Annotated in this window: 17 protein-coding genes and 2 pseudogenes; 8 read left to right on the forward strand and 11 right to left on the reverse strand. The window is 71.9% G+C overall.

Annotated elements, in window-relative coordinates; all coding sequences use genetic code 11:
* Nucleotides 1-112: 112 nt before the first annotated feature.
* The 6 genes and pseudogenes from SCWH03_RS25915 to SCWH03_RS25940 all read right to left on the reverse strand — a co-directional run.
* A pseudogene (locus tag SCWH03_RS25915) lies at nucleotides 113-793 on the reverse strand (IS3 family transposase); the annotation flags it as partial.
* On the reverse strand, nucleotides 790-1,101 hold the full coding sequence (locus tag SCWH03_RS25920; RefSeq protein WP_173266951.1) for a transposase: 312 nt from the start codon (nucleotides 1,099-1,101) through the stop codon (nucleotides 790-792). The gene SCWH03_RS25920 and the pseudogene SCWH03_RS25915, both read right to left, overlap by 4 nt.
* Nucleotides 1,102-1,245: 144 nt before the next feature.
* Nucleotides 1,246-1,911 carry a response regulator gene (locus SCWH03_RS25925; RefSeq protein ID WP_173266953.1) on the reverse strand — a complete coding sequence of 222 codons (666 nt, stop codon included), beginning with the start codon at nucleotides 1,909-1,911 and terminating at the stop codon, nucleotides 1,246-1,248.
* A 58-nt stretch (nucleotides 1,912-1,969) separates the two neighbouring features.
* Nucleotides 1,970-2,179 carry an MbtH family protein gene (locus tag SCWH03_RS25930; protein WP_308788888.1) on the reverse strand — a complete coding sequence of 70 codons (210 nt, stop codon included), beginning with the start codon at nucleotides 2,177-2,179 and terminating at the stop codon, nucleotides 1,970-1,972.
* A 122-nt stretch (nucleotides 2,180-2,301) separates the two neighbouring features.
* Nucleotides 2,302-2,508 (reverse strand): annotated as a pseudogene (locus SCWH03_RS29990) (DUF6444 domain-containing protein); the annotation flags it as partial.
* A 709-nt stretch (nucleotides 2,509-3,217) separates the two neighbouring features.
* Nucleotides 3,218-4,387: a hypothetical protein gene (locus SCWH03_RS25940; protein WP_173266957.1), complete on the reverse strand. Its 1,170-nt coding sequence runs from the start codon at nucleotides 4,385-4,387 to the stop codon at nucleotides 3,218-3,220.
* A gap of 174 nt (nucleotides 4,388-4,561) precedes the next feature.
* On the opposite strand from SCWH03_RS25940, the gene SCWH03_RS25945 reads away from it, so the two are divergent.
* Both SCWH03_RS25945 and SCWH03_RS25950 read left to right on the forward strand, forming a co-directional pair.
* Nucleotides 4,562-6,307: a DEAD/DEAH box helicase gene (locus tag SCWH03_RS25945; protein ID WP_173266958.1), complete on the forward strand. Its 1,746-nt coding sequence runs from the start codon at nucleotides 4,562-4,564 to the stop codon at nucleotides 6,305-6,307.
* Nucleotides 6,304-8,445, forward strand: a complete 2,142-nt coding sequence (locus SCWH03_RS25950) for a hypothetical protein (RefSeq protein WP_173266960.1) — start codon at nucleotides 6,304-6,306, stop codon at nucleotides 8,443-8,445. Before SCWH03_RS25945 ends, SCWH03_RS25950 begins: the two co-directional genes overlap by 4 nt.
* 314 nt (nucleotides 8,446-8,759) lie before the next feature.
* On the opposite strand, the gene SCWH03_RS25955 is transcribed toward SCWH03_RS25950, so the two are convergent.
* On the reverse strand, nucleotides 8,760-10,445 hold the full coding sequence (locus SCWH03_RS25955; RefSeq protein WP_173266962.1) for a bifunctional 3'-5' exonuclease/DNA polymerase: 1,686 nt from the start codon (nucleotides 10,443-10,445) through the stop codon (nucleotides 8,760-8,762).
* Nucleotides 10,446-10,722: 277 nt separating this feature from the next.
* Nucleotides 10,723-11,280, reverse strand: a complete 558-nt coding sequence (locus tag SCWH03_RS25960; protein WP_173266965.1) for a sugar O-acetyltransferase — start codon at nucleotides 11,278-11,280, stop codon at nucleotides 10,723-10,725.
* Nucleotides 11,281-11,512: 232 nt separating this feature from the next.
* On the opposite strand from SCWH03_RS25960, the gene SCWH03_RS25965 reads away from it, so the two are divergent.
* Together SCWH03_RS25965 and SCWH03_RS25970 are read left to right on the forward strand one after the other, a co-directional pair.
* Nucleotides 11,513-12,670: a DUF2786 domain-containing protein gene (locus tag SCWH03_RS25965; protein WP_308788889.1), complete on the forward strand. Its 1,158-nt coding sequence runs from the start codon at nucleotides 11,513-11,515 to the stop codon at nucleotides 12,668-12,670.
* 479 nt (nucleotides 12,671-13,149) lie between these two features.
* The gene (locus SCWH03_RS25970) at nucleotides 13,150-13,389 is read left to right on the forward strand and encodes a DUF397 domain-containing protein (RefSeq protein ID WP_173266967.1); all 240 of its coding nucleotides are present in this window, start codon (nucleotides 13,150-13,152) and stop codon (nucleotides 13,387-13,389) included.
* Nucleotides 13,390-13,828: 439 nt separating this feature from the next.
* On the opposite strand, the gene SCWH03_RS25975 is transcribed toward SCWH03_RS25970, so the two are convergent.
* A complete protein-coding gene (locus SCWH03_RS25975) occupies nucleotides 13,829-14,314 on the reverse strand; it encodes an ATP-binding protein (protein ID WP_173266969.1) in 486 nt (161 codons plus the stop codon).
* Between the two features lie 295 nt (nucleotides 14,315-14,609).
* Here SCWH03_RS25975 and SCWH03_RS25980 point away from each other — a divergent pair, with 295 nt between their 5' ends.
* The 3 genes from SCWH03_RS25980 to SCWH03_RS25990 all read left to right on the forward strand — a co-directional run bounded on the left by SCWH03_RS25980 (nucleotide 14,610) and on the right by SCWH03_RS25990 (nucleotide 17,859).
* Nucleotides 14,610-15,521, forward strand: coding sequence for a Sco1979 family transcriptional regulator (locus SCWH03_RS25980; protein WP_254077029.1), 912 nt, complete (start codon nucleotides 14,610-14,612; stop codon nucleotides 15,519-15,521).
* Nucleotides 15,522-15,599: 78 nt separating this feature from the next.
* A complete protein-coding gene (locus tag SCWH03_RS25985) occupies nucleotides 15,600-17,060 on the forward strand; it encodes an aldehyde dehydrogenase family protein (RefSeq protein ID WP_173266972.1) in 1,461 nt (486 codons plus the stop codon).
* A gap of 577 nt (nucleotides 17,061-17,637) precedes the next feature.
* Nucleotides 17,638-17,859 carry a hypothetical protein gene (locus SCWH03_RS25990; protein WP_173266973.1) on the forward strand — a complete coding sequence of 74 codons (222 nt, stop codon included), beginning with the start codon at nucleotides 17,638-17,640 and terminating at the stop codon, nucleotides 17,857-17,859.
* Nucleotides 17,860-18,019: 160 nt separating this feature from the next.
* Here SCWH03_RS25990 and gad read toward each other — a convergent pair whose 3' ends face one another.
* The gene (gene gad / locus SCWH03_RS25995; RefSeq protein ID WP_173266974.1) at nucleotides 18,020-19,453 is read right to left on the reverse strand and encodes a glutamate decarboxylase; all 1,434 of its coding nucleotides are present in this window, start codon (nucleotides 19,451-19,453) and stop codon (nucleotides 18,020-18,022) included.
* Nucleotides 19,454-19,467: 14 nt separating this feature from the next.
* Nucleotides 19,468-20,748: an ion channel protein gene (locus SCWH03_RS26000; RefSeq protein ID WP_371872780.1), complete on the reverse strand. Its 1,281-nt coding sequence runs from the start codon at nucleotides 20,746-20,748 to the stop codon at nucleotides 19,468-19,470.
* A 220-nt stretch (nucleotides 20,749-20,968) separates the two neighbouring features.
* Between SCWH03_RS26000 and SCWH03_RS26005 the strand changes: the two genes are divergently transcribed.
* Entirely contained in the window at nucleotides 20,969-21,667 is a 699-nt protein-coding gene (locus tag SCWH03_RS26005) for a DedA family protein (protein WP_173267063.1), read from the forward strand.
* Nucleotides 21,668-21,828: the final 161 nt, after the last annotated feature.

A 21,828-nucleotide genomic window follows, 5' to 3' on the forward strand; every position in this document is an offset into this window, starting at 1 on the left:
GCCCGGCCCCGACCACCCCGCTCCCGAGGCCGCCCAGGGCATCAAAATCAGCGACCGCATCGCGGCCCGCGAGGCAGCTCTATCCGCACAATCGCAAAGGAGCGCAGTGTGATGACAACGGTTTGTCATAGCTGTCCGCGACGGACCCCACCGACGCGGAAGCCCCGACCTCCGTGAGACGTTCCGTATAGCGAATGGACACGTATTGCGACCCTCTGTCGCTGTGGTGGATGAGCTCGGCGTCCTTCTTGATCTTCTGCCTCCACAGCGCCATCTCCAGCGCGTCCAGCGGCAGGTCCGTGCGCATGTGCGTGGCGGCCTGCCAGCCCACGATCCGGCGTGAGTACGCGTCCAGGACGAACGCCACGCAGACCCACCCCGACCATGTGCGGATGTAGGTGAGATCTGCCGGCCAGAGCTGGTTGGGCCGCTCGGCGGTGAAGCGGCGGTTGACCAGGTCCGGCGGGCGCGGCGCGGCCGGTTCGGGGACCGTGGTGCGGCGGCGCTGTCCGCGGATGACGCCCTCGATACCGAGCTCGCCCATCAGCCGCTCGACCGTGCAGCGGGCGACGCGGTGGCCGGCGCGGACCAGCGCGCGGGTGATGCGGCGGGCGCCGTAGGTGTGGCCGGAGTCCTCCCAAACGCCTGTGACCAGCGGAATCAGCTCCTCATCGCGGAGCCGGCGAGCCGACTTCGGCCGCGTCTTGCGCGCGAAGTACGTCGACGGTGACAGGTCCAGCACCCGGCAGACGGGATCGACCCCGAGGCCCTTGTCGCGCAGGTGGTCGATCACCTGCTCGGCCTCGTCCGGGGACGGTCGATCTCCTGGGCAAAAAACACCGAGGCGGCCTTCAGGATCTCGTTGGCCCGCCTCAACTCGGCATTCTCCTTGCGGAGTTCCTTCAACTCCTCGCGCTCGGCAGTCGTCAGCCGGTCGTCGCGTTCACCGGCGTCCGCCTCGGCCTGGCGGACCCAGCCGCGCAGGGCCTCCTTGTGGATGCCAAGGTCGCGGGCGACGTGCGCGATGGGACGTCCGCTCGAGCGGACCTCGCGCACCGCGCGCTCACGCAGCTCATCAGGATATTTACGGGGTGCTGGCATTGCTCGTGGTTCTCCTTACGCCTGGAAGCGTAACCCAAGCTTCAGGGACTCCACGAGAACCAGTGCAGCTCACTGAGAGACCAGCACGGATACCTGTTCCACGCATCTGCCGAACGGCATATCCGCGGGCATCAGCACGGGAACTCAGCCGGATGTCCGGCCGGTGGCGTACCCAAGTTCCCAGGCGCGCACGGCTACGCCCACCCGATTACGCACCCCCAGCTTTCGCTGGATGCTCGCCACATGGGTCTTCACCGTGCCCGCCGAGATGAACAACTCATCCGCGATGTCCGAGTTCGTCTTCCCCTCGGCCACCTTGCCGGCGATCTCGACTTCGCGCTCGGTCAGGCCCGAGTCCCGCGGTGTGCGTCCAGTCGCCGGGGGACCAGTGACGTGCTGCAGAAGCTGCACGGTGACGGACGGACTGATCAGGCTGTCGCCCGCCACCGCCGCTCGCACCGCCTCCACAAGCAGCGCTGGACCCGAACGTTTGAGCAGGAACCCCGACGCCCCGAAACGCAGCGCGGGATAGACGTACTCGTCGAGGTCGAAGGTCGTGACGACGACGACCCGCACCGGGTTCCGCACGCCAGGGCCAGCCAGCAGGCGGGTCACCTCCAAGCCGTCCATCCGTGGCATCCGGATGTCCACCAACGCCACGTCCGGCGCGAGCGCACGTGCCATGTCCACGGCGTCAACGCCGTTCTCCGCCTCCCCGACCACCTGCATGTCAGGTTGGCTCTCCACGATGCGCCGCATACCCCGTCGGACCATCTCCTGGTCGTCTGCGATCAATAAGCGAATAGTCACAGGGTTGGATTCTGCCGCATCACCGCGAGCCGTACGCCGCCTTCCGGACCCGGTCAGGTCACGTCGTGCACGAGGTGGACCGGCCGTCTCCCACGGCGTCCCGCATCGCCCTCACCAGGCTACGCGGCCGCATATCCGTCCAGTGCTCGTTGACATAGGCCACGGCGGACTCGCGGTCAGTCTCAGGGAGGACCACCCTCCACCCCTCGGGTACATCGGCGAAGCCCGGCCAGAGCGAGTACTGGCCCTCTTCATTGACCAGCACCAGGAGTCGCCGCAGGCGGCCGGATAGTGATCGATTATCCGGTCCGGGTCGGCGACCTGTTCCAGCCGCCCGCCCGGATTCCCCTTCGCCCGCCCCGGCTTACGCCCGGTGGCCTTCCGCAGCGACTTCGGCGCGGGCTTCTTGCGCAGCCCGTCACTGGACGGCGGCCTGGACGAGTTGTGCGAGTCGGCGGCGACCTGCCGCTCCAGCTCCGCGATCCGCTCCGCCTGCACCGTGATCGTCTCGGCCTGCGCGGACACCAGCAGCTTCAACTCCACGATCAGCGCGGCCAGGTCCTCGTACGAGGGCTGCGGCGGCGGAGTCGAGGACACAAGATCAACCTACCCGACCCCAACGATCACTCTGCACCACGCCACCGCAGATCACGCCCAGCCGTAAACAGTCACCAGCTGCCGCGCCCCGGGACGTCATTCGTCGCGAGTCGCTGGTGAGTGTCTAACTGCGTGACAACGCCGACGGACACCGGCGGACAACCGCGCACACCTGTGGACCGTCTCCGCAGGTGATAGGCACGGCAGCCCGAGGTCGAGCACCCACCCGAGTTGCTTCGGGACGAAGAGGTCGTGGGTTCAAATCCCGCCACCCCGACAGTGAAGTACCAGGTCAGGCCCGGTGCTGAGGGATCAGCGCCGGGCCTCGCTTGCCTTGTGGGCCTGTTTGGGGAGCCGCTTGGGAGCCCCCCTTCCGGGGACGGGTCCCGAGCGGCTCCCACGAGTGCCGCCAGGACGGACTCATACCAGGCGAGAGATGAGCGTCCAGCCCGCGGGGACGCCGGCTCCGCAGCGCACCGCGAAGCCCCCACAGCCATCGCCGGCGGAAGTCGGAGCCGCTTTGATCGCGGAAGTTCAGCAGGCTGGACGGTTTCTCCGGATCCCGAACCCGAACGACAAGGAGCGGGCCGGGGACGACGCCGCTCGCGGCGGTCCGCACGACCGGGGAGCCGCGTTGCCCTCGCTGTGCTCCGGGTCCTGGCTCGAGGGCTCCGCGACCAGGACCTCCGCGACCAGGACCGAGGCCCCCTCAGCCGGCTGTCAGGCCGGCGTCGGTGAGGCGCTGCATGAACGAGGGCTTGCCGCGATGCCGTTCGCCCAGGTCGTCAAGGCGCCGTTGGAACTCCTCGGGGGTGCCCGCCCGGTCGTGGACTTCCCTGAGGTCCTTCAGGAGGGTGACGGCGGTGTCGTAGGGGCCGGGCCGCTTCTGCCCGATCAGATGGTCGGCGTCCTGCCAGGCTTGCCCGGTGTTCGCGGCCAGGCGGTCCAGGTGGCCGTCGCGGCCCCGCTGTTCGGCTCGGCGTGCTTGGGCGCGGGCCCGCCCCTGCTGCCGGGTGTGCTCGCTGCGCACCCGGTAGGCGGCGTCGAGGAGCTCCGCGGCCGACCGCCGTGATGTCGAGGTGCACGGCTTCTTCGTGGCGTGGGACGCGGCGCGGTGGCGCGCCAGCAGAGTGGGGCCCGGCTGCGGGGCTTTGCCCAGGGCGGCGTTCAGCAGCAGGGTGTCCTTCTCGCGCTGCGGCAGGGTGCGGATCCAGTCGGCGAGCGACTCCTCGTCGACCTCACTCGGAGGGGCGGCATCACTGGCACGGGCAGCCGCGGTGAGCAGATGCGGGTCGACGTGCAGGAAGTCGGCCAGGGCGCGCTGCGCCCCCGTGAGCCGGCCGAGACCGGCGGGGACGGGCGGCTCGAAGGCGGAGGCGTACTCGTCCTCGTCGACGTCCTCCTCCAGCTCCCAGCGGGTGAGTGCGGACAGCCACGCCAGATAGAGGGGGCGCAGGTCGCCCGCGGCGAGTTCGGCACGCAAGGCGGTGAACGAGGCGAGCGTGGAGGAGGTCTCGAAGTCCCACTCGCCGCCGTCCTCGTCGTCGTAGGAGAATTCGAGCAGCAGGTGCCCCTTTCTGGTCCAGCAGCTCAGGGCGTCTTCCGCGCAGTACGGTTCGGCGCTGCGGGAGGGCAGCAGGGCGGTGGGCAGGCGCAGCATCAGACGCCGTGATCCCCAGTTGGCGAAGTACAGATGCGCGTCGTACAGCCGCTCCATCAGTTTGCGCTCATCGCCGCGGAAGTTGCCGTAGTGGTACTCGTTGACGAAGTGGGTCGCGCTGATCCGGGCCCGGCTCGACAGCGCCCTCACCCCGTCGAGTTCGTCCCGGGTCAACGGCCGGTCGATGGCCTGGAACTCGTAGTACTGGTACACGCTCACGCTTGCGCAGCCTACCGACAGGCGCCCCGGATCGTCCCGCGGTCCCGGACGCGATCCCCTGGACGGGGTTTCGGCGGCGGTTATGGCCGTCGCGGTGCAGTCGGTACGCTGGCCCGTGCGGGTGACGGAGCGTGCCCGTCCTTATCCTTTCCGCAGCTCCCCGAGCGAGGTCGCTTGAGTACCGTCACCCTTGCCGCTCCCGCAGAAGGCGGCCCGGCTGCGCGGCCCGAAGGGCTGCCTGACGCGTTTGCCGCGCTGTTGGCCCGGCTGGGGGCCGCTCCGGTGGATCCGGTCACCTCGGCGCTGGTGGATGCGGCGGTGGAGGTATGGCGCAGACCGGGCTTCGACTCGTTCCTGTCGCTTCCGCATCTGTCCTTCGCGCCGTTCGGGTACCAGCTGCAGACCGCTCAGACGGTGCTGCGGCGGATGCGCGGCCGGGCGATCCTCGCGGACGAGGTGGGGCTGGGCAAGACCATCGAGGCGGGGCTGGTCCTGTCCGAACTGCGGATGCGGGGGTTGGCGGACCGGACGCTGGTGCTCACCCCGGCGGGGTTGGTGGAGCAGTGGCGCGAGGAACTGGAGCGCAAGTTCGGCCTGCCCACGGCGATCGCCCGGGGGCAGGGCTGGACGGAGGCGGACAGCGACCGGCCGGTGGTGCTCGCCTCGATCGCCGCCGCACGCCGGGAGCCGCTCAAATCCCGGCTGACCGAGAGCCAGTGGGATGTGGTGGTGGCGGACGAGGCGCACCGGTTGCGCAATCCGCGCAGCGCCTCGGGAAAGCTCGCCAGGGCCCTGCGCGCCCGCTATCTCCTGCTGCTCACCGCGACTCCGGTGGAGAACCGGTTGCAGGACCTGTATGAACTCGTGAGTCTGGTCGCGCCCGGACTGCTGGGCACTCCCGCGCAGTTCCGCCAGCGCCATGCCGGATCCGGGGCGGATGCGTCGGCGCCCCGCAATCCGGCAGAGCTGCGGGCACGTACCCGGGAGGTGATGGTGCGTCACCGGCGCAGCGAGGTCGAGGTGCTGCTGCCGCAGCGGCTGGCCGAGACGGTGCTGGTGGCCCCCTCGCGGGAGGAGGCCGAGTTGTACGCGGGGATCGCGGCCAGGATCAGGGAGGAGGCCGAGGGCGCCTCCTCGGCGCGGCTGCTGACCCTGCGCGGGCTGACCAGGCTGGCCGGGTCGAGCCCGCAGGCCGCCGCGCCGACCCTGGCCAAGGTCGGCTGGACCGACCTGGCGGCACTGGCCCGGGAGATCGAGGGGTCCACCAAGGCCGACCTCCTGCTGGAGCGGTTGCGCCGGCACAACGGCCAGGGGGAGAAGGTACTGGTGTTCACCGCCTTCCGGCGGACCCTGGAAGCGCTCGCCGCACGGCTGGAGCGCGAGGGCGTGCCCGCGGCGGTCTACCACGGCAGTCTCTCGCGCCGCGACAAGGAAGCCGCGGTGGCCGCCTTCCGGGATTCCGCGCCGGTGCTGCTGTCCACGGAGTCCGCCGGAGAGGGCCGCAACCTGCAGTTCTGCCATGTGATGGCCAATGTCGACCTGCCGTGGAACCCCATGCAGATCGAGCAGCGCCTGGGCCGGCTGCACCGGGTGGGACAGGAGCACGACGTGGTGCTGACCAATCTGGTCTCCCGGGGCACCATCGAGCAGCGGATCCTGCACGTCCTTGAGTCCAAGATCAATCTGTTCGAACTCGTGGTCGGCGAACTCGACATGATCCTGGGCCGGGTGGACGAGGACTTCGACTTCGAGGCCTCCGTCTTCGACGCCTTCGCCACCGCCGAGGACGACGCGGAGTTCGCCGAGCGCCTGGAGCGCCTGGGCGAGCGGCTGGTCAGTGCCCGTACGGACTACCTCGACAGCCGCGGTGCGGTCGATCGACTGGTCGGCGGCGATGACGAGCGCGAGGCGGGCCGATGATCAGGAAGGAGGCCGGTCTCGCCTTCTGGCTGGACTGGGTCGAGCACCGGGGCGGGCTGTGGGAGGACGCCGGGGACACCGCACTGGCCCTCCTGCCCGCTGCCCTTTCGAGTGAACTGGAGCTGCCCGAGGAGACCGCGGTCACCGCTGACCCCGATGTCGCCCGGGAGGACGGCGCCCTGCTGCTGGTGACCGGGCACCCGATGGTCGCCAGAGCAGCGGAGAGCGTGCTGGCCGCGGGTGACACCGGCACCCTCACCCTGGCAGCACCGCGCTCCGTGCCGCCCGATGCGGCCACGCTGCTGGCCAAGGCCCGAGAGCATCTGCCGGTCGACCACGGTCGCCTCGATCCGCGCGCCGAATCCCCGCCCCAGCGGGCTCTGCGGCCGGTGCTGCGCGTGGGCGCCCTGGTCGGCTACGAACTCTCCGCGGAGGACCACTTCCAGGAGCAGGGCGAGGTGTTCGTCGACGTGCCCAGCCGCCTACGGCTGCCGGCGGGGGTGACCGAGCGCCTCGCCCGCACCGGCCCCGACCCCCGTGCCGAGACCGCGCTGCCCGGCGGGGGCGCCGCCCTGGACCACGCCTCCACCAGCCGGCCGGACCTGGTGGCGGCCCTCGCCGAGGCGTACGGGATGCTGGAGACCGCCGCCGGACTGCGCCGTGACGGACTGGCCGGGCAGATTGCCGATGCGCACGCCAAGGAGCGCGCCCGTGCCGAGGCGTACTACGCGGCAGCCGTGGACTCCCTGGAGCGCCGTGCCGCCAACGCGCCAGACGATCGCGCGGCGTTGCTGCGCGCCCGAATCGAGAGCACGTGCGAGGAGCGGGCCCGCCGTCTGGCCGAGATCGCCGAGAAGTACCGTGCCCGCCATACGCTCACGCCCTACCGGCTCTACCTGCTGAGAGTCCCGGTGCTACGTCTCGCGCTGGATGTCCGCCGGGGCGAGCGGCGCTATCCGCTGGACCTGGACTGGCTGCTGCCCGCTGGGGAGTTCGCCCCCTTGCGCTGTCCGGCCTGCGCCCGCAGCGGTGCGCAGTTGGTCGCCGCCAAGACCCACCTGGGCTGCGAGCGATGCCTGGCTCCCAAGCGCGCCGCGCCGAGGCCGGTCCCGGAATCCGTACCCCCGCCTCGTGACGGCGCCGCCGGGCACGCCGGCGCATCTGCGAAAGGCGCGGTTGCGCCGGAGCACCCGGGCGCCGCCGCTGCTGTGGGGCCGGGCGCCGTCCCTGTTGTCAGGCAGGGGGATGCACGAGGGGCCGAGGCGGCGGGTGGTGCTGTGCGTCGAGGCAGGGGTGGGGGCGGGGCGGAGGCAGGTCGGATCGCCGAGGCGTCCGCAGCGCGGGCCGCCTCCGACCGGACTGCCGCCGCACCCGGCCATGCCCAGTCCCGACCGCAGTCCCGACCGCAGCGCCGATCCGCCGATCCCCAGACCCTGCGGAAGCGCGCCTTCACCTTCTGGGAGAACGCCGCGGGGGGCGACCGCCGCAAGCTGGAGCGGCTGTGCGCCCCGGACTCGCCCGCCGCCGCACTGCTGCGGCTGTACGGCGCCGCCGGGCCGCTCCACGGGATCGGCGTCCGCTCCGGGGAGCGGGTGGAGTCCTGCAGCGCCACGGTCTTCCCCGCCGAGGGGAGACGCGGATGGGACAGCGCAGGAGGCGAGGTCCACACCGACCAGGGCCACCACGACTACCTGCTGCGCTGGTCCCCCGGGTCCGACCGGTCGGTCGTCGAGGTCATGCCCTACGCGACTCCTTTCGCGTTGAACGCCGCCACCATGATGGCCCGCTACCGCGCGGGCGGTACCGAGCCGACCAGCCGCCTGCTGCGCACCGGTGCCGAAGTGGACCCGGTCGCCGACCTGCTGTGGCAGCGCACCTCCGCCCGGCAGGGGGCGCATCTGGCCGCCCGGGCCCTGGCTTCCTGGTGGCGGCTTGCCGACCCGGAGGCGTTGCGTGAGCGTTACCCGGTCGCGGTCCTCGCCGCCGCCGTCGAACGGTCCGCCTGCTACTGGAGCGGTGCGGGCGGGGGCGGCTACGGCGACGCGGCACTGCTGTGGCAGGTCCCCGAGGCCGACCTGCGCAAGGCCGGCGCGCACCTGCAGCGCCTGCTGAAGCTGACCCAGGACCAGCCCTGGTAGTGGCCACCGCGACCGGGACGCGTGGTGCCGGCCGGAGGCGCGAGCGCAACCTCGGGAGGGTCCCGGGGCAGCACGGTCTGCGACGCCGCCGAAGCGCTGGCCTCGGCAACGCACCCACCCGTGAGCCGCCCGGTCCGGTGGACCTCGCCCGGGCGTACCCGCCGTAGTCTCCGACCGGCTGCGCCTGCCTCGCCGTGCGCCGACCCGAGGCGTGCCTGGCCATCATCGAAGGGCATGGACGGAGCGGGATGGAGCGGACGGAGCGGACGGAGGGACGAGGGGGACGAGGGCGGCGCCGGGTCGGGGCGGGTCGGTCACTTGGCGTCCGCATAGCGCTCCACCACCGCCGTCGTGAAGGGGAACCGCACCGGCGTCTCTCCGAAGGCGATCCGCCCGGCCAGCTCACCGGCGGTGCGGATCGCCCGCACCACCTCCTCGGCCTCATCCGCCGGGCAGTGCACGATCACCTCGTCGTGCTGGAAGAAGACCAACTCGGCACGCATGCCCACGGTCGCCCTGCGGAGTGCGGCGAGCAGCAGCAGTGCCCAGTCCGCGGCACTGCCCTGGACGACGAAGTTACGGGTGAACCTGCCGCGGGCCCGGGTGTCCGTCGAGGCGTAACCCGGGGTGAACCCGCTCCGGGCGGGGGCGTCGCCGCCGCTCTCCTGCGGAATACCGGCTTCGTCGCCGTCGCCGTCGCCGGCCGCCGGCGGGCTGGTGCGGCCCAGCCAGGTGCGGACGAGTCGGCCCTCCTCACCGGCACGTGCCGCGTCGTCCACGTAGGCCACCGCACGGGGGAAGCGGCGGCGCAGCGCGGCGAGGTTCTTCAGCCCGTCGCCGCTTGTCTGGCCGTAGACGGCGCCGAGCAGCGCGATCTTGGCGTGCTCACGGTCCCCGGAGAACGCCCGGTCCGACAGCCGGGTGTACAGGTCACCGTCGTGTGCGGCGACCTCCATCAGCCCCGGGTCGCGGGAGATCGCGGCGAGCACCCTGGGCTCCATCTGGTCGGCGTCGGCCACCACGAGCCGCCAGCCGTCGTCCGCCGCCACGGCGCGCCGGATGACCTTGGGGATCTGCAGAGCGCCACCGCCGTTGGTGGTCCAGCGGCCGGACACCGTGCCGCCGGGCAGGTACCCGGGCCGGAAGCGGCCGTCCCGTACCCAGTCCTGCAGCCAGCTCCAGCCGTGTGCCGTCCAGATCCGGTACAGCTTCTTGTAGGTGATCAGCGGACGCACCGCCGGATGGTCGATCTCCTCCAGCTCCCAGCGCCGGGTCGACCGCACCGTGACCCCGGCCCGGGCGAACGCCCTGACGACGTCCGCGGGCAGATCGGGGCGTACCCGGTGCCCGAACGCAGCCGAGACCTCGTCGGCCAGCTCGGCGAGGCGGCGCGGCTCGCCCCCTCCCGCGTACCGCTCGCCGAGGAGTTCGCGCAGCACGTCCCGGTGGACGTCAGCCCGCCACGGCAGACCTGACCGGTTCATGTCCGAAGCGACCAGCATCCCCGCGGACTGGGCTGCCGTCAGCAGCCGCATCCGGCCGGGGTGCTCGGTGGTGTGGTGCCGTCGCTGCTGCTCGGCATAGACCTCCAGCAGACCGTCGAACGGCACGGCCACCGGCTCCGGTTCGAACAGCGACGACTGCGAGCCGGGGACGGCGGCGCGCGGCGGCGGGTCGTCCGGGACGGGGGCGCGCCGCAGCCGCGCCCAGGCGGCGGCCGCGGAACGCGGCTCACCGTGCCGCCCTTCGTACCCGAGCAGGAGCAGTTCGGCGTCCTCGATGTCGTAGCACCGGTCGACCCGCACGCCGGCCGCGAGCAGCCGCGGGTAGACCTCGGCCGTGGACCGCCACACCCACCGTGCGACTGCCGGCCGCGACCTCACCGCAGTGACGAGATCGGCCTCTGTGCGTACCTCTCCGGCGGGCAGCCCGTCCGGGCCGAGCGGCACGAGCACCGCTCCGCCTTCCTCGGCAGGGGCCAGGGCCCACCGTCCGTTCACGGTGCCGAGTCTCGCACCCACGACTGACAGCGCCGCGCCCGCCGCCGTGCGGTCCGCGGCGGCGCTCGGGGAGCGTACGCGGTGTCGGGCTGCCGGTCGCGTGCGGAGCGCGGGCCGGCGCGGTGCCCGGCACGGGTCTGCGTGGTGTCGGTCCGCGGGCGCGTCCCGCGTGGTGTCGGTGGCGTATGGGGCGCGGGCTTTCGCGTCGGTCGCGGGGCCGGGGCGCGGCCACCGCCGGCGTGGTGCAGCCGGTACGGACCGCCACGCCGGCCTGCCGTCAGGTGAGTGTGCGGATCACCCGTGCCGGGTTGCCCACCGCCAGCACCCCCGGCGGCAGGTCGCGGGTGACGACGGCCCCGGCTCCGACCACCGTGTCGTCGCCGATCGTCACACCGGGGCAGACGATGACGCCGCCACCGAGCCACACGTTGTCGCCGACCGTGATCGGGTCCCCCTTCTCCCAGCCCTCGCGGCGGCGCGCGGCGTCGAGTTCGTGGGAGGGGGTGAGCAGCTGGACGCTGGGCCCGAACTGGCAGTACTCGCCGATCCTGATGGGCGCGACGTCCAGGAACACGGCTCCGAAGTTGACGAACGTGCCCTCGCCGACGTGGATGTGATAGCCGAAGTTGCATCGGAACGGTGGGTGGATCCGGACGCCGCGGCCGACGGAGCCGAGGAGTTCGGTGAGGAGCGCGTCCCGCGCGACGGGCGGGTCGCAGCACTCGGCGTTGTACGCCGCGCAGAGCCGGGAGCGTCGTTCGCTTTCGGCGGCCAGGTCGGGGTCGTCGGGGCGGTACCAGTCGCCCGCCAGCATGCGCTGCTTGTTCTCGCCCATGGCGCCACCGTACTGCCTCGGCGGGGGCCGCCAGCGCCCCGTCCAGGGCGGTGCCGCGTCTCGACCGGGTGGTCCAGCCGGGCGTGGAGGCTCCGGTCTGGCGGGGCGCGGGTCCCACGTCCGCCGGTATGTCGCCCCGGAGCAGCCCCGCGCAGACCCCGGGCATCCATGCCCCGGGGCCTGCGCGGGGCGCGAGGCGGGGGCTCGCGTACTCTCGTTCGGCGTGGATGTGGTGGAGCGTGCGCTCGCTGGGGCGCTGTACGCCGATGACGACGACGCGCTCGACATGGGCGCCTCGCTGCTGGCGGCCGCGCCGCCCGACGCCGACGCGGAACTGGTCCGGCGCGGGGAGGAGTTCGTGCGCCGGGCGTGGGAGCGCGGCTGGCAGCCCGCGGATGTCATGCGGATCGTCCGTCGCGATCTCGGTGAGCGCCATGGGGAGTCGGCCGCTGCCCTCATCGTGGGGGAGGCCCGGCGCTACGGGGACGATCTGCCGCCGCGCTGGCGGGCCCAGCTCGACGGACTGCGGGACGGAGGGAGCGAGCGGCCCCCCGCGGACCGGTTCTCGCACGCGGCCGCCGTGCTCGAGTTGTACCGGCTCCTGGTACGGCTGCCGGTGGTCGAGCCGGTGGGGCCGATCCCGGGGACGGCCCCGGGGACGGCCGTCTGCCCGAGCTCGGCCCCCGCCGTTGCCGAGCCGCGGATGCTCACCCGGATCCGCGCTCTCCTCGCGAAGGCCGAAGCCACCGGCTATCCGGAGGAGGCGGAGGCGCTGACGGCGAAGGCCCAGGAGCTGATGGCGCGCCACAGCATCGACGCCGCGATGCTCGCCGCCCGCGCCCACCGCGTGGATGGGCCGGGCGCCTGCCGGATCGGCGTGGACGCGCCGTACGAGGCGGCCAAGGCGATCCTGCTGGACGCGGTGGCCTCGGCGAACCGCTGCCGCGCGGTCTGGGACGGCGGTTTCGGCTTCTCGACGGTCGTCGGCTTCGAGTCGGACCTGGAGTCGGTGGAGCTGCTGTACGCCTCCCTGCTGGTGCAGGCGACGACGGCGATGACCCGCGCTGAGGCGTCCCAGCGTGCCGGCGGGCGCAAGCGGACGAAGACGTTTCGGCAGTCGTTCCTGCTGGCATACGCACACCGCATCGGCGACCGGCTGGCGCGTGCGGCCTCCCAGGTGGCGCAGGACACTACCGGGGGCGACCTCCTGCCGGCCCTCGGGGCCCGCGATGTCGCCGTAGCCGACCACGCGGAAAGCCTCTTCCCGAACACGGTCCGCACCCGCGTCCGCGGCGCCGCGGACGCGGCAGGCTGGCGCGACGGCACCGCGGCGGCAGACGGTGCCCGAGTATGCGGTACGGACCACGGGGGCGAGCTTCCAGGGCACTAGCGGACGGGCGCCGGTCGCCGACGGCTCCCCGAGGGGCCGCGCGGGTCGGCGAGCGGCCGGCGGGCCGGATTCTCCCGCTTCGGTCGCGTGCGGCGAACGGCGAAGCGCACCGGACCTGCTGCCGCATGCGTCGTCGTCCCGCTGACGCGCTCGGGTGGCCGGGTCCCTCCGGGGGCGCTCCGTCGGGGCCGCTCCGCGGGGGAGGGCCGGGTGCTTCGCCTCCATGGTGTCGGTTCGCGCGTCTTCCCTGGCGCACCGCGCTTCAGCCCCGGTGAGTCCGCACGGTGAGGCAGGGGAGGTCGCGGACGGCCGCCCGATGTGACCGAAGGCGGCCGTCGGGGCTTCCGTGCGGGGTGCGGTGGTCGTTGTCACCATGGAAGTACAGTGCGTGCACGTGCATATGCTCATGCGACTGCACGTGAACACGGCTATGATCCACGACAGTTGACACCTGAACCTTGCAACTCGGGGAGCGTCCTGTGCACGACGTGTACAACGGCATGGCGGCCACAGAGCTTCACGGGGCCGCCTGGCAGAAGAGCAGGCACAGCAACTCCCAGGGATCGTGTGTGGAGTTCGCACGACTGCCCGGCGGAGATGTCGCCGTGCGCAACTCGCGCTTCCCCGAGGGGCCGGCGCTCGTCTACACGCCGGCCGAGATAAGGGCCATGCTGCTGGGCGTGAAGGACGGTGAGTTCGACCACCTCGCCGACGGTTAGTGCCACCTCGGGCGACGTTCGCCCCCTCGCGGTGCCCGGCACGCCCGGCATGCCCGGCACGGCGACTCGCGGTGTTGCCGGATCGATGGAGCAGGTCCCCGGCGGGATCGATCCGGCGCGGTGCGGCGCACCAGACGCCGTGCACCGCACCGGACGCCGCGCCGTGCCCTCCTCCTCGACGGGCGAACCCCGCCTGACGCGGCGCTGGTCGGCCCACTCGGCGAGCCGGCCCGTTCGGAGCGGGACGGCAGGGGCGGTCCGCTGACCGGCAGGTTGCGGTCTGCCGCTCGTCCGTGACGACCGTCATGGACGGGACGACCGTCACGGACGGGACCGTCGTCAGGGAGCGGGGCCACGGCGATCCGCGGCTCCGGGGCGGCCGCGGCGACCCGGAGTGCGGCAGGTCCGAGGCGCGGGGCTCACGTCGGGGCACGGGGGGTCACGTCGGGGGCAGGCGGAACAGCGCCCAGACGACCTTCCCGGTGAGCGGCCCCGCCAGCGGGTGCCAGCCCCAGCCGTCGCTGAAGGAGTCGACGAGGAAGAGCCCCCGGCCGCACTCGGCCGAGTCCTCCGCCTCGCCGGCCACCGGACCGTCTTCGCTGGGGTCCCGCACGGCGCACACCAGCCGGCTCGTCCAGCGCATCAGGTGGAGCCGCACCGGGGGCTCCTGGTCGCGCGGCGCGTCCGCGGGCAGGGCGTGCCTCAGTGCGTTGGTGACGAGTTCGGAGACGACCAGTGCGACGTCGTCGAAGCGCTCGTCGAGGTCCCAACGGGTCAGCGTCCTGCTGGTGAACTTCCGCGCGCCGCGCACTGCTTCGTAGCGGGCGGGCAGCGCGCACGTGGCGGAGCTGGACACGGCCGCGGGGTCGATCGGCGGAAGGCCCTGCCGTAACGGCTCGAGCATGGTCGATCCATTCGTTCCCATGCGAGGCACTCCCGGGAATCGCAGCTGTGGCGCTACAACACGAACGAGCACGTACGAGTGCGCAGGTGCGCGCGCTCCATGGTTCCGAATGCCCACAGCAGATGCAAGGGCAAATGCACGTGCACGCGCCTGCCCTGTCCCCAACCGTGCCGGTTCCTCAGCAAATCTTCCGCGCGCCTTCCCGCGCCCTTGCCCGGAGGGCTTCTTGTTTCCGTAATCGAACGAGTACGGGGCGAAGCGTTTTGGTGGCAGAATCCGGGTTCGGGGCTCGGGGGTGCTCCGGCAAGAGTTGGCGATGGGGAGGGTGGGAGACGTGACCGCAGTGGAGTCGTGGGGCTACCCCCGGGCCGATGGCCCCGGCGGGGGGTCGGTGGTACGCCGCATACTGCTGGGCTCGCAGCTGAGGCGCCTTCGGGAGTCGCGCGGTATCACCCGTGAGGCGGCGGGATATTCGATCCGTGCGTCCGAATCCAAGATCAGCCGGATGGAGTTGGGTCGGGTCAGCTTCAAGGCCAGGGACATCGAGGACCTCCTCACGCTCTACGGCGTGACGGACGCCGCGGAGCGCGCGTCGCTGCTCGGTCTCGCCAAGGAGGCCAATGTGGCCGGCTGGTGGCACAGCTTCGGCGATGTGCTGCCCGGCTGGTTCCAGACGTACATCGGCCTGGAGGGCGCCGCCTCGCTCATCCGCATCTACGAGGTCCAGTTCGTCCACGGCCTGCTGCAGACGGAGGCGTACGCCCACGCGGTCGTCGAGCGCGGCATGCCCGGTGCGCCGCCCGCCGAGATCGACCGCCGGGTCGCGCTGCGTCTGGAGCGGCAGAAGGTCCTCGTCTCCGAGCGGGCGCCCCGCTTCCACGCCGTCCTGGACGAGGCGGCGCTGCGCCGTCCCTACGGCGACCGGTCGGTGATGCAGGGCCAGCTGCGGCATCTCATCGAGGTCTCCGAACATCCGAACATCACCGTCCAGATTATGCCGTTCAGTTTCGGTGGCCACGCGGGCGAGTCCGGGTCGTTCACCATGCTGCGCTTCCCGGAGTCGGATCTCTCCGACCTCGTCTACCTGGAGCAGCTGACCAGCGCGCTGTACCTGGACAAGCCCGAGGAGGTGGCGCAGTACGAGCGGGCCATGGAGCGTCTGCGGGAGGACAGCCCCGATCCGGACGAGAGCCGGGACCTTCTCCGGGGATTGCTCCAACTGACCTGACTGGTAAGTAGAATGACGCGACATCAGTCATGCAGGTGACTGCACACGCCCCTGCTCCAGCGGCCGGTAAGGGAACCCATGTCCTCCTTCTTCAGCGACCTGGCACTCCAGTACATCGATGGCGAATGGCGCCCGGGCAGCGGTTCCTGGGACATCATCGACTTCAACCCGTACAACGAGGAGAAGCTCGCCTCGATCACCGTCGCCACGGCCCATGAGGTGGACCAGGCCTACCGCGCGGCGGAGCGTGCACAGCAGGAGTGGGCCGCCACCAACCCGTACGCGCGGCGGTCGGTCTTCGAGCGGGCCCTGAGGATCGTCGAGGACCGCGAGGACGAGATCGCCGAGGCCATCGTCGCCGAACTGGGCGGCACGCGGCTGAAGGCGGCCTTCGAACTGCACCTCGCCAAGGAGTTCCTGCGCGAGGCGGTCCAGCTGGCGCTGCGTCCCGAGGGGCGCATCCTGCCCTCGCCGGTGGACGGCAAGGAGAACCGGGTCTACCGGCTCCCGGTCGGTGTGGTGGGTGTCATCAGCCCGTTCAACTTCCCCTTCCTGCTGTCCGTCAAGTCGGTCGCGCCGGCGTTGGCGCTCGGGAACGCGGTCGTCCTCAAGCCGCACCAGAACACGCCGATCTGCGGCGGCTCCCTGGTGGCCAGGGTCTTCGAGGACGCGGGTCTGCCCGCCGGGCTGCTGAACGTGGTGATCACCGACATCGCGGAGATCGGTGACGCGCTGATAGAGCACCCGGTGCCGAAGGTCATCTCCTTCACCGGCTCCGACCGGGTCGGCCGGCACGTGGCCACCGTCTGCGCGGCCAACTTCAAGCACGCCGTCCTCGAACTGGGCGGCAACAGCGCCTTCATCGTGCTGGAGGACGCCGACCTCGACTACGCGGTGGACGCCGCGGTCTTCAGCCGGTACGTGCACCAGGGCCAGGTGTGCATGGCCGCCAACCGCATCCTCGTGGACCGCAGGGTGGAGCAGGAGTTCACCGAGAAGTTCGTCGCCAAGGTGCGCACCCTGAAGGTGGGCGACCCGGCCGACCCCGGCACGCACATCGGCCCGCTGATCAACTCCTCCCAGGCCGAGGCCGTGTCCAGCCTGGTCGAGCAGTCACTCGAGGCGGGCGCCACGGCTCTGCTGCGCGGCCGCACGGAGGGCAACGTGGTCGCCCCGTCCGTGCTGACCGGTCTCCCGGCCGACTCGCCGGTGCTGTCGCAGGAGATCTTCGGGCCGGTGGCGCTGCTCATCCCGTTCGACGGCGACGAGGAGGCGGTCCGGATCGCCAACGACACGCCGTACGGCCTCAGCGGCGCCGTGCACACCGGTGACATCGAGCGCGGCGTGGCACTGGCCCAGCGGATCCACACCGGGATGATCCACATCAACGACTCCACCGTGCACGACGAGCCGATCGTCCCGTTCGGCGGCGAGAAGTCCTCCGGTGTCGGACGGCTGAACGGCGAGGCGATGGTCGAGGTCTTCACCACCCAGAAGTGGATCTCGGTGCAGCGGGACCGTTCGGTCTTCCCGTTCTGAGCCGAGAACAGCCTCCTCGCAAACGGGGCCCCTCCTGCGACCTGCCCCGGACACCCCTGACGAGCCCCTGCCGCTGCCCCGCCGGGCCGAGGGAGTCCGGCGCGCGGACCGTCCGCGTTTCACCTGCGTTTCACCCGGGTGCTGCCGGACGCCGCCGGGTGCTTCCGGGATCGCTGGGGCCCCGGCTGCCGGTGCGCGTCCGGCCTGGCCTGCCGGAAGGCGGGCGGAGCCCGGGACGGCAGGCGGGCCGGCGGACGGCGGCGCCGCGGGAGCGGCGGTCCGGGCGCCGTGGGCAGGCTCCGCGACGGACCGGCGGGCGTCGGTGCGGGCGACACGGGCGGATCGGCAGCGGCGCAGCCGTTGAGGCAAGCCCGCGCGGAGGCGGCGCACCGGGCGGGGGCATGACCCCCTCGGTGACGGCAAAGACCCCTGGCCACAGGCGGTGGCGCCCCGGGCGGGGGCATGACCCGCATGGAGGCGGCGCACCGCGTGGAGGCTGGCGCTTCGGGCGGTGGCGGCGCGGGTCCGCGGTGACGCCCCTCGTGCGGATGGCGGGCCCGTGCCACACGCTTGAAGCATGAGTGACGCACCAGGAGTGGCCCCGATCGTCGTCCTGCCCGTCCAGCCGGGTGATCCGCCGTTCCGGGTGGTGGAGATCGAGGGCCGGACGGTCGGGATCGCGCACGACATGATCGATGTGATCAGCCTGGCCCACGCGTCGGGCCGGCACGGCGTGGATCTGGACGACCCCGCGCTGGTGCGCTGGGTCGGCGGTGGCAAGTACCGGTGGAAGCCCTGAAAGGCCGGCCGGGGGGCGTCGGCTGCGCCGCCCCCCGGGGCAGCCGCGGCGGCGCCTCCGGCGTTCACGGGCCCTCCGGCGTTCACAGGCCCTCCGGCGTTCACGGGCCCCGCGGCGTTCACGGTGCCCCCGGGACCTCGGGCGGTGCCCCCGATGCGTCTCAGTGGTGGAATCCGGTGGCCGCCGCCTTGTCCCTGCTCTGCGGCGCGCTCTGGGCCCGCAGCCCCGGCATGGCCCGCCGCAGGTCCTCCAGCAGCAGCTCTGCGAGGTCCGCCGAGAAGCCGTTGCGGCAGACGAAGCGCAGCACCGAGAGGTCCTCCCGGTGGGGCGGGAAGGTGTAGGCCGGCACCAGCCAGCCGCTCTCCCGAAGCCGCCGAGAGACGTCGAACACGTCGAAGTTCCCGGCGTTCCCGGCCTCCGGGTTCGTCGCCACGGCGAACACCGGCAACTCGTCCCCCCGGGTGAGCAGCCGGAAGTCGCCCAGGGCCTCGATCTCCCCGGCCAGGTTCCGGGCCACGTCCCGGGTCGTCTGCTGGACCGCCCGGTAGCCGTCCCTGCCGAGCCGGATGAAGGTGTAGTACTGCGCCACCACCTGGGCGCCGGGACGGGAGAAGTTGAGCGCGAACGTCGGCATGTCGCCACCCAGGTAGTTCACCCGGAAGACCAGTTCGTCGGGCAGGTCGTCCGGCGAGCGCCAGAGCGCCCAGCCGACCCCCGGGTACACCAGTCCGTACTTGTGCCCCGAGGTGTTGATCGAGGCCACCCTCGGCAGCCTGAAGTCCCAGGCCAGGTCCTCGTCCAGGAAGGGGGCGACCATCGCGCCGGAGGCACCATCCACATGTACCGGGATGTCCAGGCCGGTGCGCTCCTGGAGGGCGTCCAGGGCGGAGCAGACCTCCTGGACCGGCTCGTACGACCCGTCGAAGGTGGATCCGAGGACCGCGACGACGCCGATGGTGTTCTCGTCGCAGAGGCCGGCCGCCGCCTGCGGGTCGAGGTGGTAGCGGTCGCCCTCCATCGGGACCAGCCGGGGCTCCACCTCCCAGAAGTTGCAGAACTTGTCCCAGCAGACCTGCACGTTGACGCCCATGACCAGGTTGGGCCGGGCGCCCGCACCGGGGTACCGGTCCCGGTTGCGGTGCGCCCACCGCCGCTTCAGCGCCATCCCGGAGAGCATGCACGCCTCGCTCGAACCGGTGGTCGAGCAGCCCACCGTGGACTCCGGGTCCGGGGCGTGCCAGAGGTCGGCGAGCATCGCCACGCACCGCCGCTCCAGTTCCGCGGTCCGCGGGTACTCGTCCTTGTCGATCATGTTCTTGTCGCGGCACTCGGACATCAGCCGCCCGGCTTCCGGTTCCATCCACGTCGTCACGAACGTGGCCAGGTTGAGCCGTGAGTTGCCGTCCAGCATCAGCTCGTCGTGCACGAACTGGTAGGCCGCGGAGGGCGCCATCGGCCCGTCGGGCAGCCGGTGCTGCGGTGGCGCCAGGACCATCGATCCCAGGGGGTCGGCCTCCCCGTAGAACGGGTTGAGGGACAGCCTGCGCCGTTCCTCGCTCGCCTCGGGACGCATACCGACCTTGTGGAGTGCCATGTCAGATTCGCCTTTCAGCGCAGTGGGGTGCCGTCGTCGTGGAGTTGCATCTGGGGCCGCCCGGTCACCAGCAGCCACGCCGGGGCCAGGCCGAGGCACAGCAGGGGCAGCGCATGCGGGTCGGCGGCCAGTACGGACGCGGTGAAGAGGCTGAGCCAGCCCTGCCGGGTGATCGCCAGCAGCACACCGAGGACCGCGCACGCCACCCCGACCGTGGTATGCACCTCGGGTACGAGGGCGCTCACCCCCAGCCCCAGGGCGACGCCCACGAAGATGCTGGGGAAGATCCGCCCGCCGCGGAAGCCGCACGTCGCCGCGATGGTCAGGGCGGCGAGCTTGACCACGGTCATCAGCGCGAACTGTCCCGAGGACCAGCCGGACGGGTCCGTGGCGAGTACCTTCACCTGCTCCAAACCCTTGAAGAGGGTGAGGTGCCCGCCCAGCGCCCCGAGGAGCCCCAGCACCAGCCCGCCCGCGGTGACCGCGGCCACCGGGTGCCCGATCTTCCGGAAGGCGGCGTGTGTGTAGGGGAACACGTACACGGCCGCCATCCCCAGCAGCGCGCCCAGCGAGGAGACCGCGAGCGCCGCCGGGACGTCGACCCAGCGCGAGCCGTTCAGCGGCGGGAGGGCGAGGTCGAAGGTGGGATGGGCGATCAGCACGGTCGTCAGCGAGCCGGCACCGCCCGCGATCAGCGGGGCGAACAGCTTGTCCCACAGAGCGCCGGGCGCCGGCCGGGAGGCGAGGGACTCGGTGAGGATCAGCGCCGCCGCCACGGGGGTGCCGAAGAGCGCGCCGACCGTGCCGGCCGCGGCCAGCGAGGCCCACAGCTCCGCGCGCGACCCGCGCATGGCCTTGCCGCCCAGCCAGGCGGCGAGCGCGATGTTCGCCGCCGTGATCGGGTTCTCCGGGCCCAGGCTGACCCCGCCCGCGAGTCCGAGTACGGCCGCGAGCAGCAGGCTGGGCACCACCGAGGCGGGCATCGGGCGGTCGACGAGCCCGGTGGTGGCCGGGTCGGGGCCGGCGTGTCCCGGCACCCTCCACACCACCAGCCCGACCGCGAGGCCGGTCGCGGTGAGTACGACGATCGTCCACAGCGCCGAGAAGCGGCCGATGCCGACGGCGTCGGGGAGGACTTCCCACAGGACGCCCTCGAGCTGCTCGGAGACCTCGGTGAGGGCGAGGAGCAGGAGACTCGAGGCGACGCCGACGGCGATCGCCGGGACGATCAGCGGGAGCAGCCTCCGGTGAGGGGGCACCGCCGGGGCGTGGTCGGTCGTCGTCACGGGCCTCACGATAACGGGAGGAAACGCTCATAAGGTGCGTAGCGGGCTGCGTGGTCCGGTGCGCTGCCCGCTGCGTTCGCCGTGACGACCGGCACATCGCGGTGGGGTCCCGCGTCTCGCCGAGATCCCCGATTCCCGGGGGAGTGGGGCACTGGAACCCGCTCCCAAAGAATGCGTTGATAGTTTGGGCGCCACGCCCGACGACTCACACCACTGGAGCCCGGACCTCGTGAACCCCCTTGCGCTCGGACCGAGCTGGCTGGACCCGGACTTTCTGATCACCACCTTCGGACTGATCGGCGTACTCGTCATCGTGTTCGCCGAGTCCGGTCTGCTGATCGGATTCTTTCTGCCCGGAGACTCCCTGCTGTTCACCACGGGCCTCCTGGTGACCACGGATGTCATCAAGCAGCCGCTGTGGCTCGTGTGCACGCTCATCGTGCTCGCCGCGATCATCGGCGACCAGGTCGGCTACCTCTTCGGCCGCAAGGTCGGCCCCGCGCTCTTCAAGCGCCCGGACTCCAGGTTCTTCAAGCAGGAGAACGTGGAGAAGGCGCACGAGTTCTTCGAGAAGTACGGCCCCAAGTCCCTGGTTCTCGCCCGCTTCGTGCCGATCGTGCGGACGTTCACGCCCATCATCGCCGGTGTGAGCCGGATGAACTACCGCTCGTTCGTCACGTTCAACATCATCGGCGGTGTGCTCTGGGGCGCCGGAGTGACGCTGCTCGGCGCCGCGCTCGGCAAGGTCGACTTCGTGCACAAGAACATCGAGGCGATTCTGATCGCCATCGTGCTCATCTCGGTCCTGCCGATCGTCATCGAGTTCATGCGGGCACGCTCCAGGAGCAAGAAGGAGGCCCGTGCGGGCGGCGCCGGCAACGCGGTCGCGGAGGAGGCGGCCCCGCGCGGCCGGCACGCCAAGCGCTGAGACCCCCAGCGCCTGCGCCCCGGACCTCGGCCGAGGTCCGGGGCGCAGGCGCTGGGGAGCGTGGTCCGGGGCGCAGGCCCGCCGGGAGGGACGAGATCCCCTTGCCGTTGCGGGGAGGGGCGGGCCTCTCGCCGTGAGGGGTGCCCCCGGGTGCCACCGGG

The sequence above is a fragment of the Streptomyces pacificus genome (assembly GCF_011766325.1).
Lineage (GTDB): Bacteria > Actinomycetota > Actinomycetes > Streptomycetales > Streptomycetaceae > Streptomyces > Streptomyces pacificus.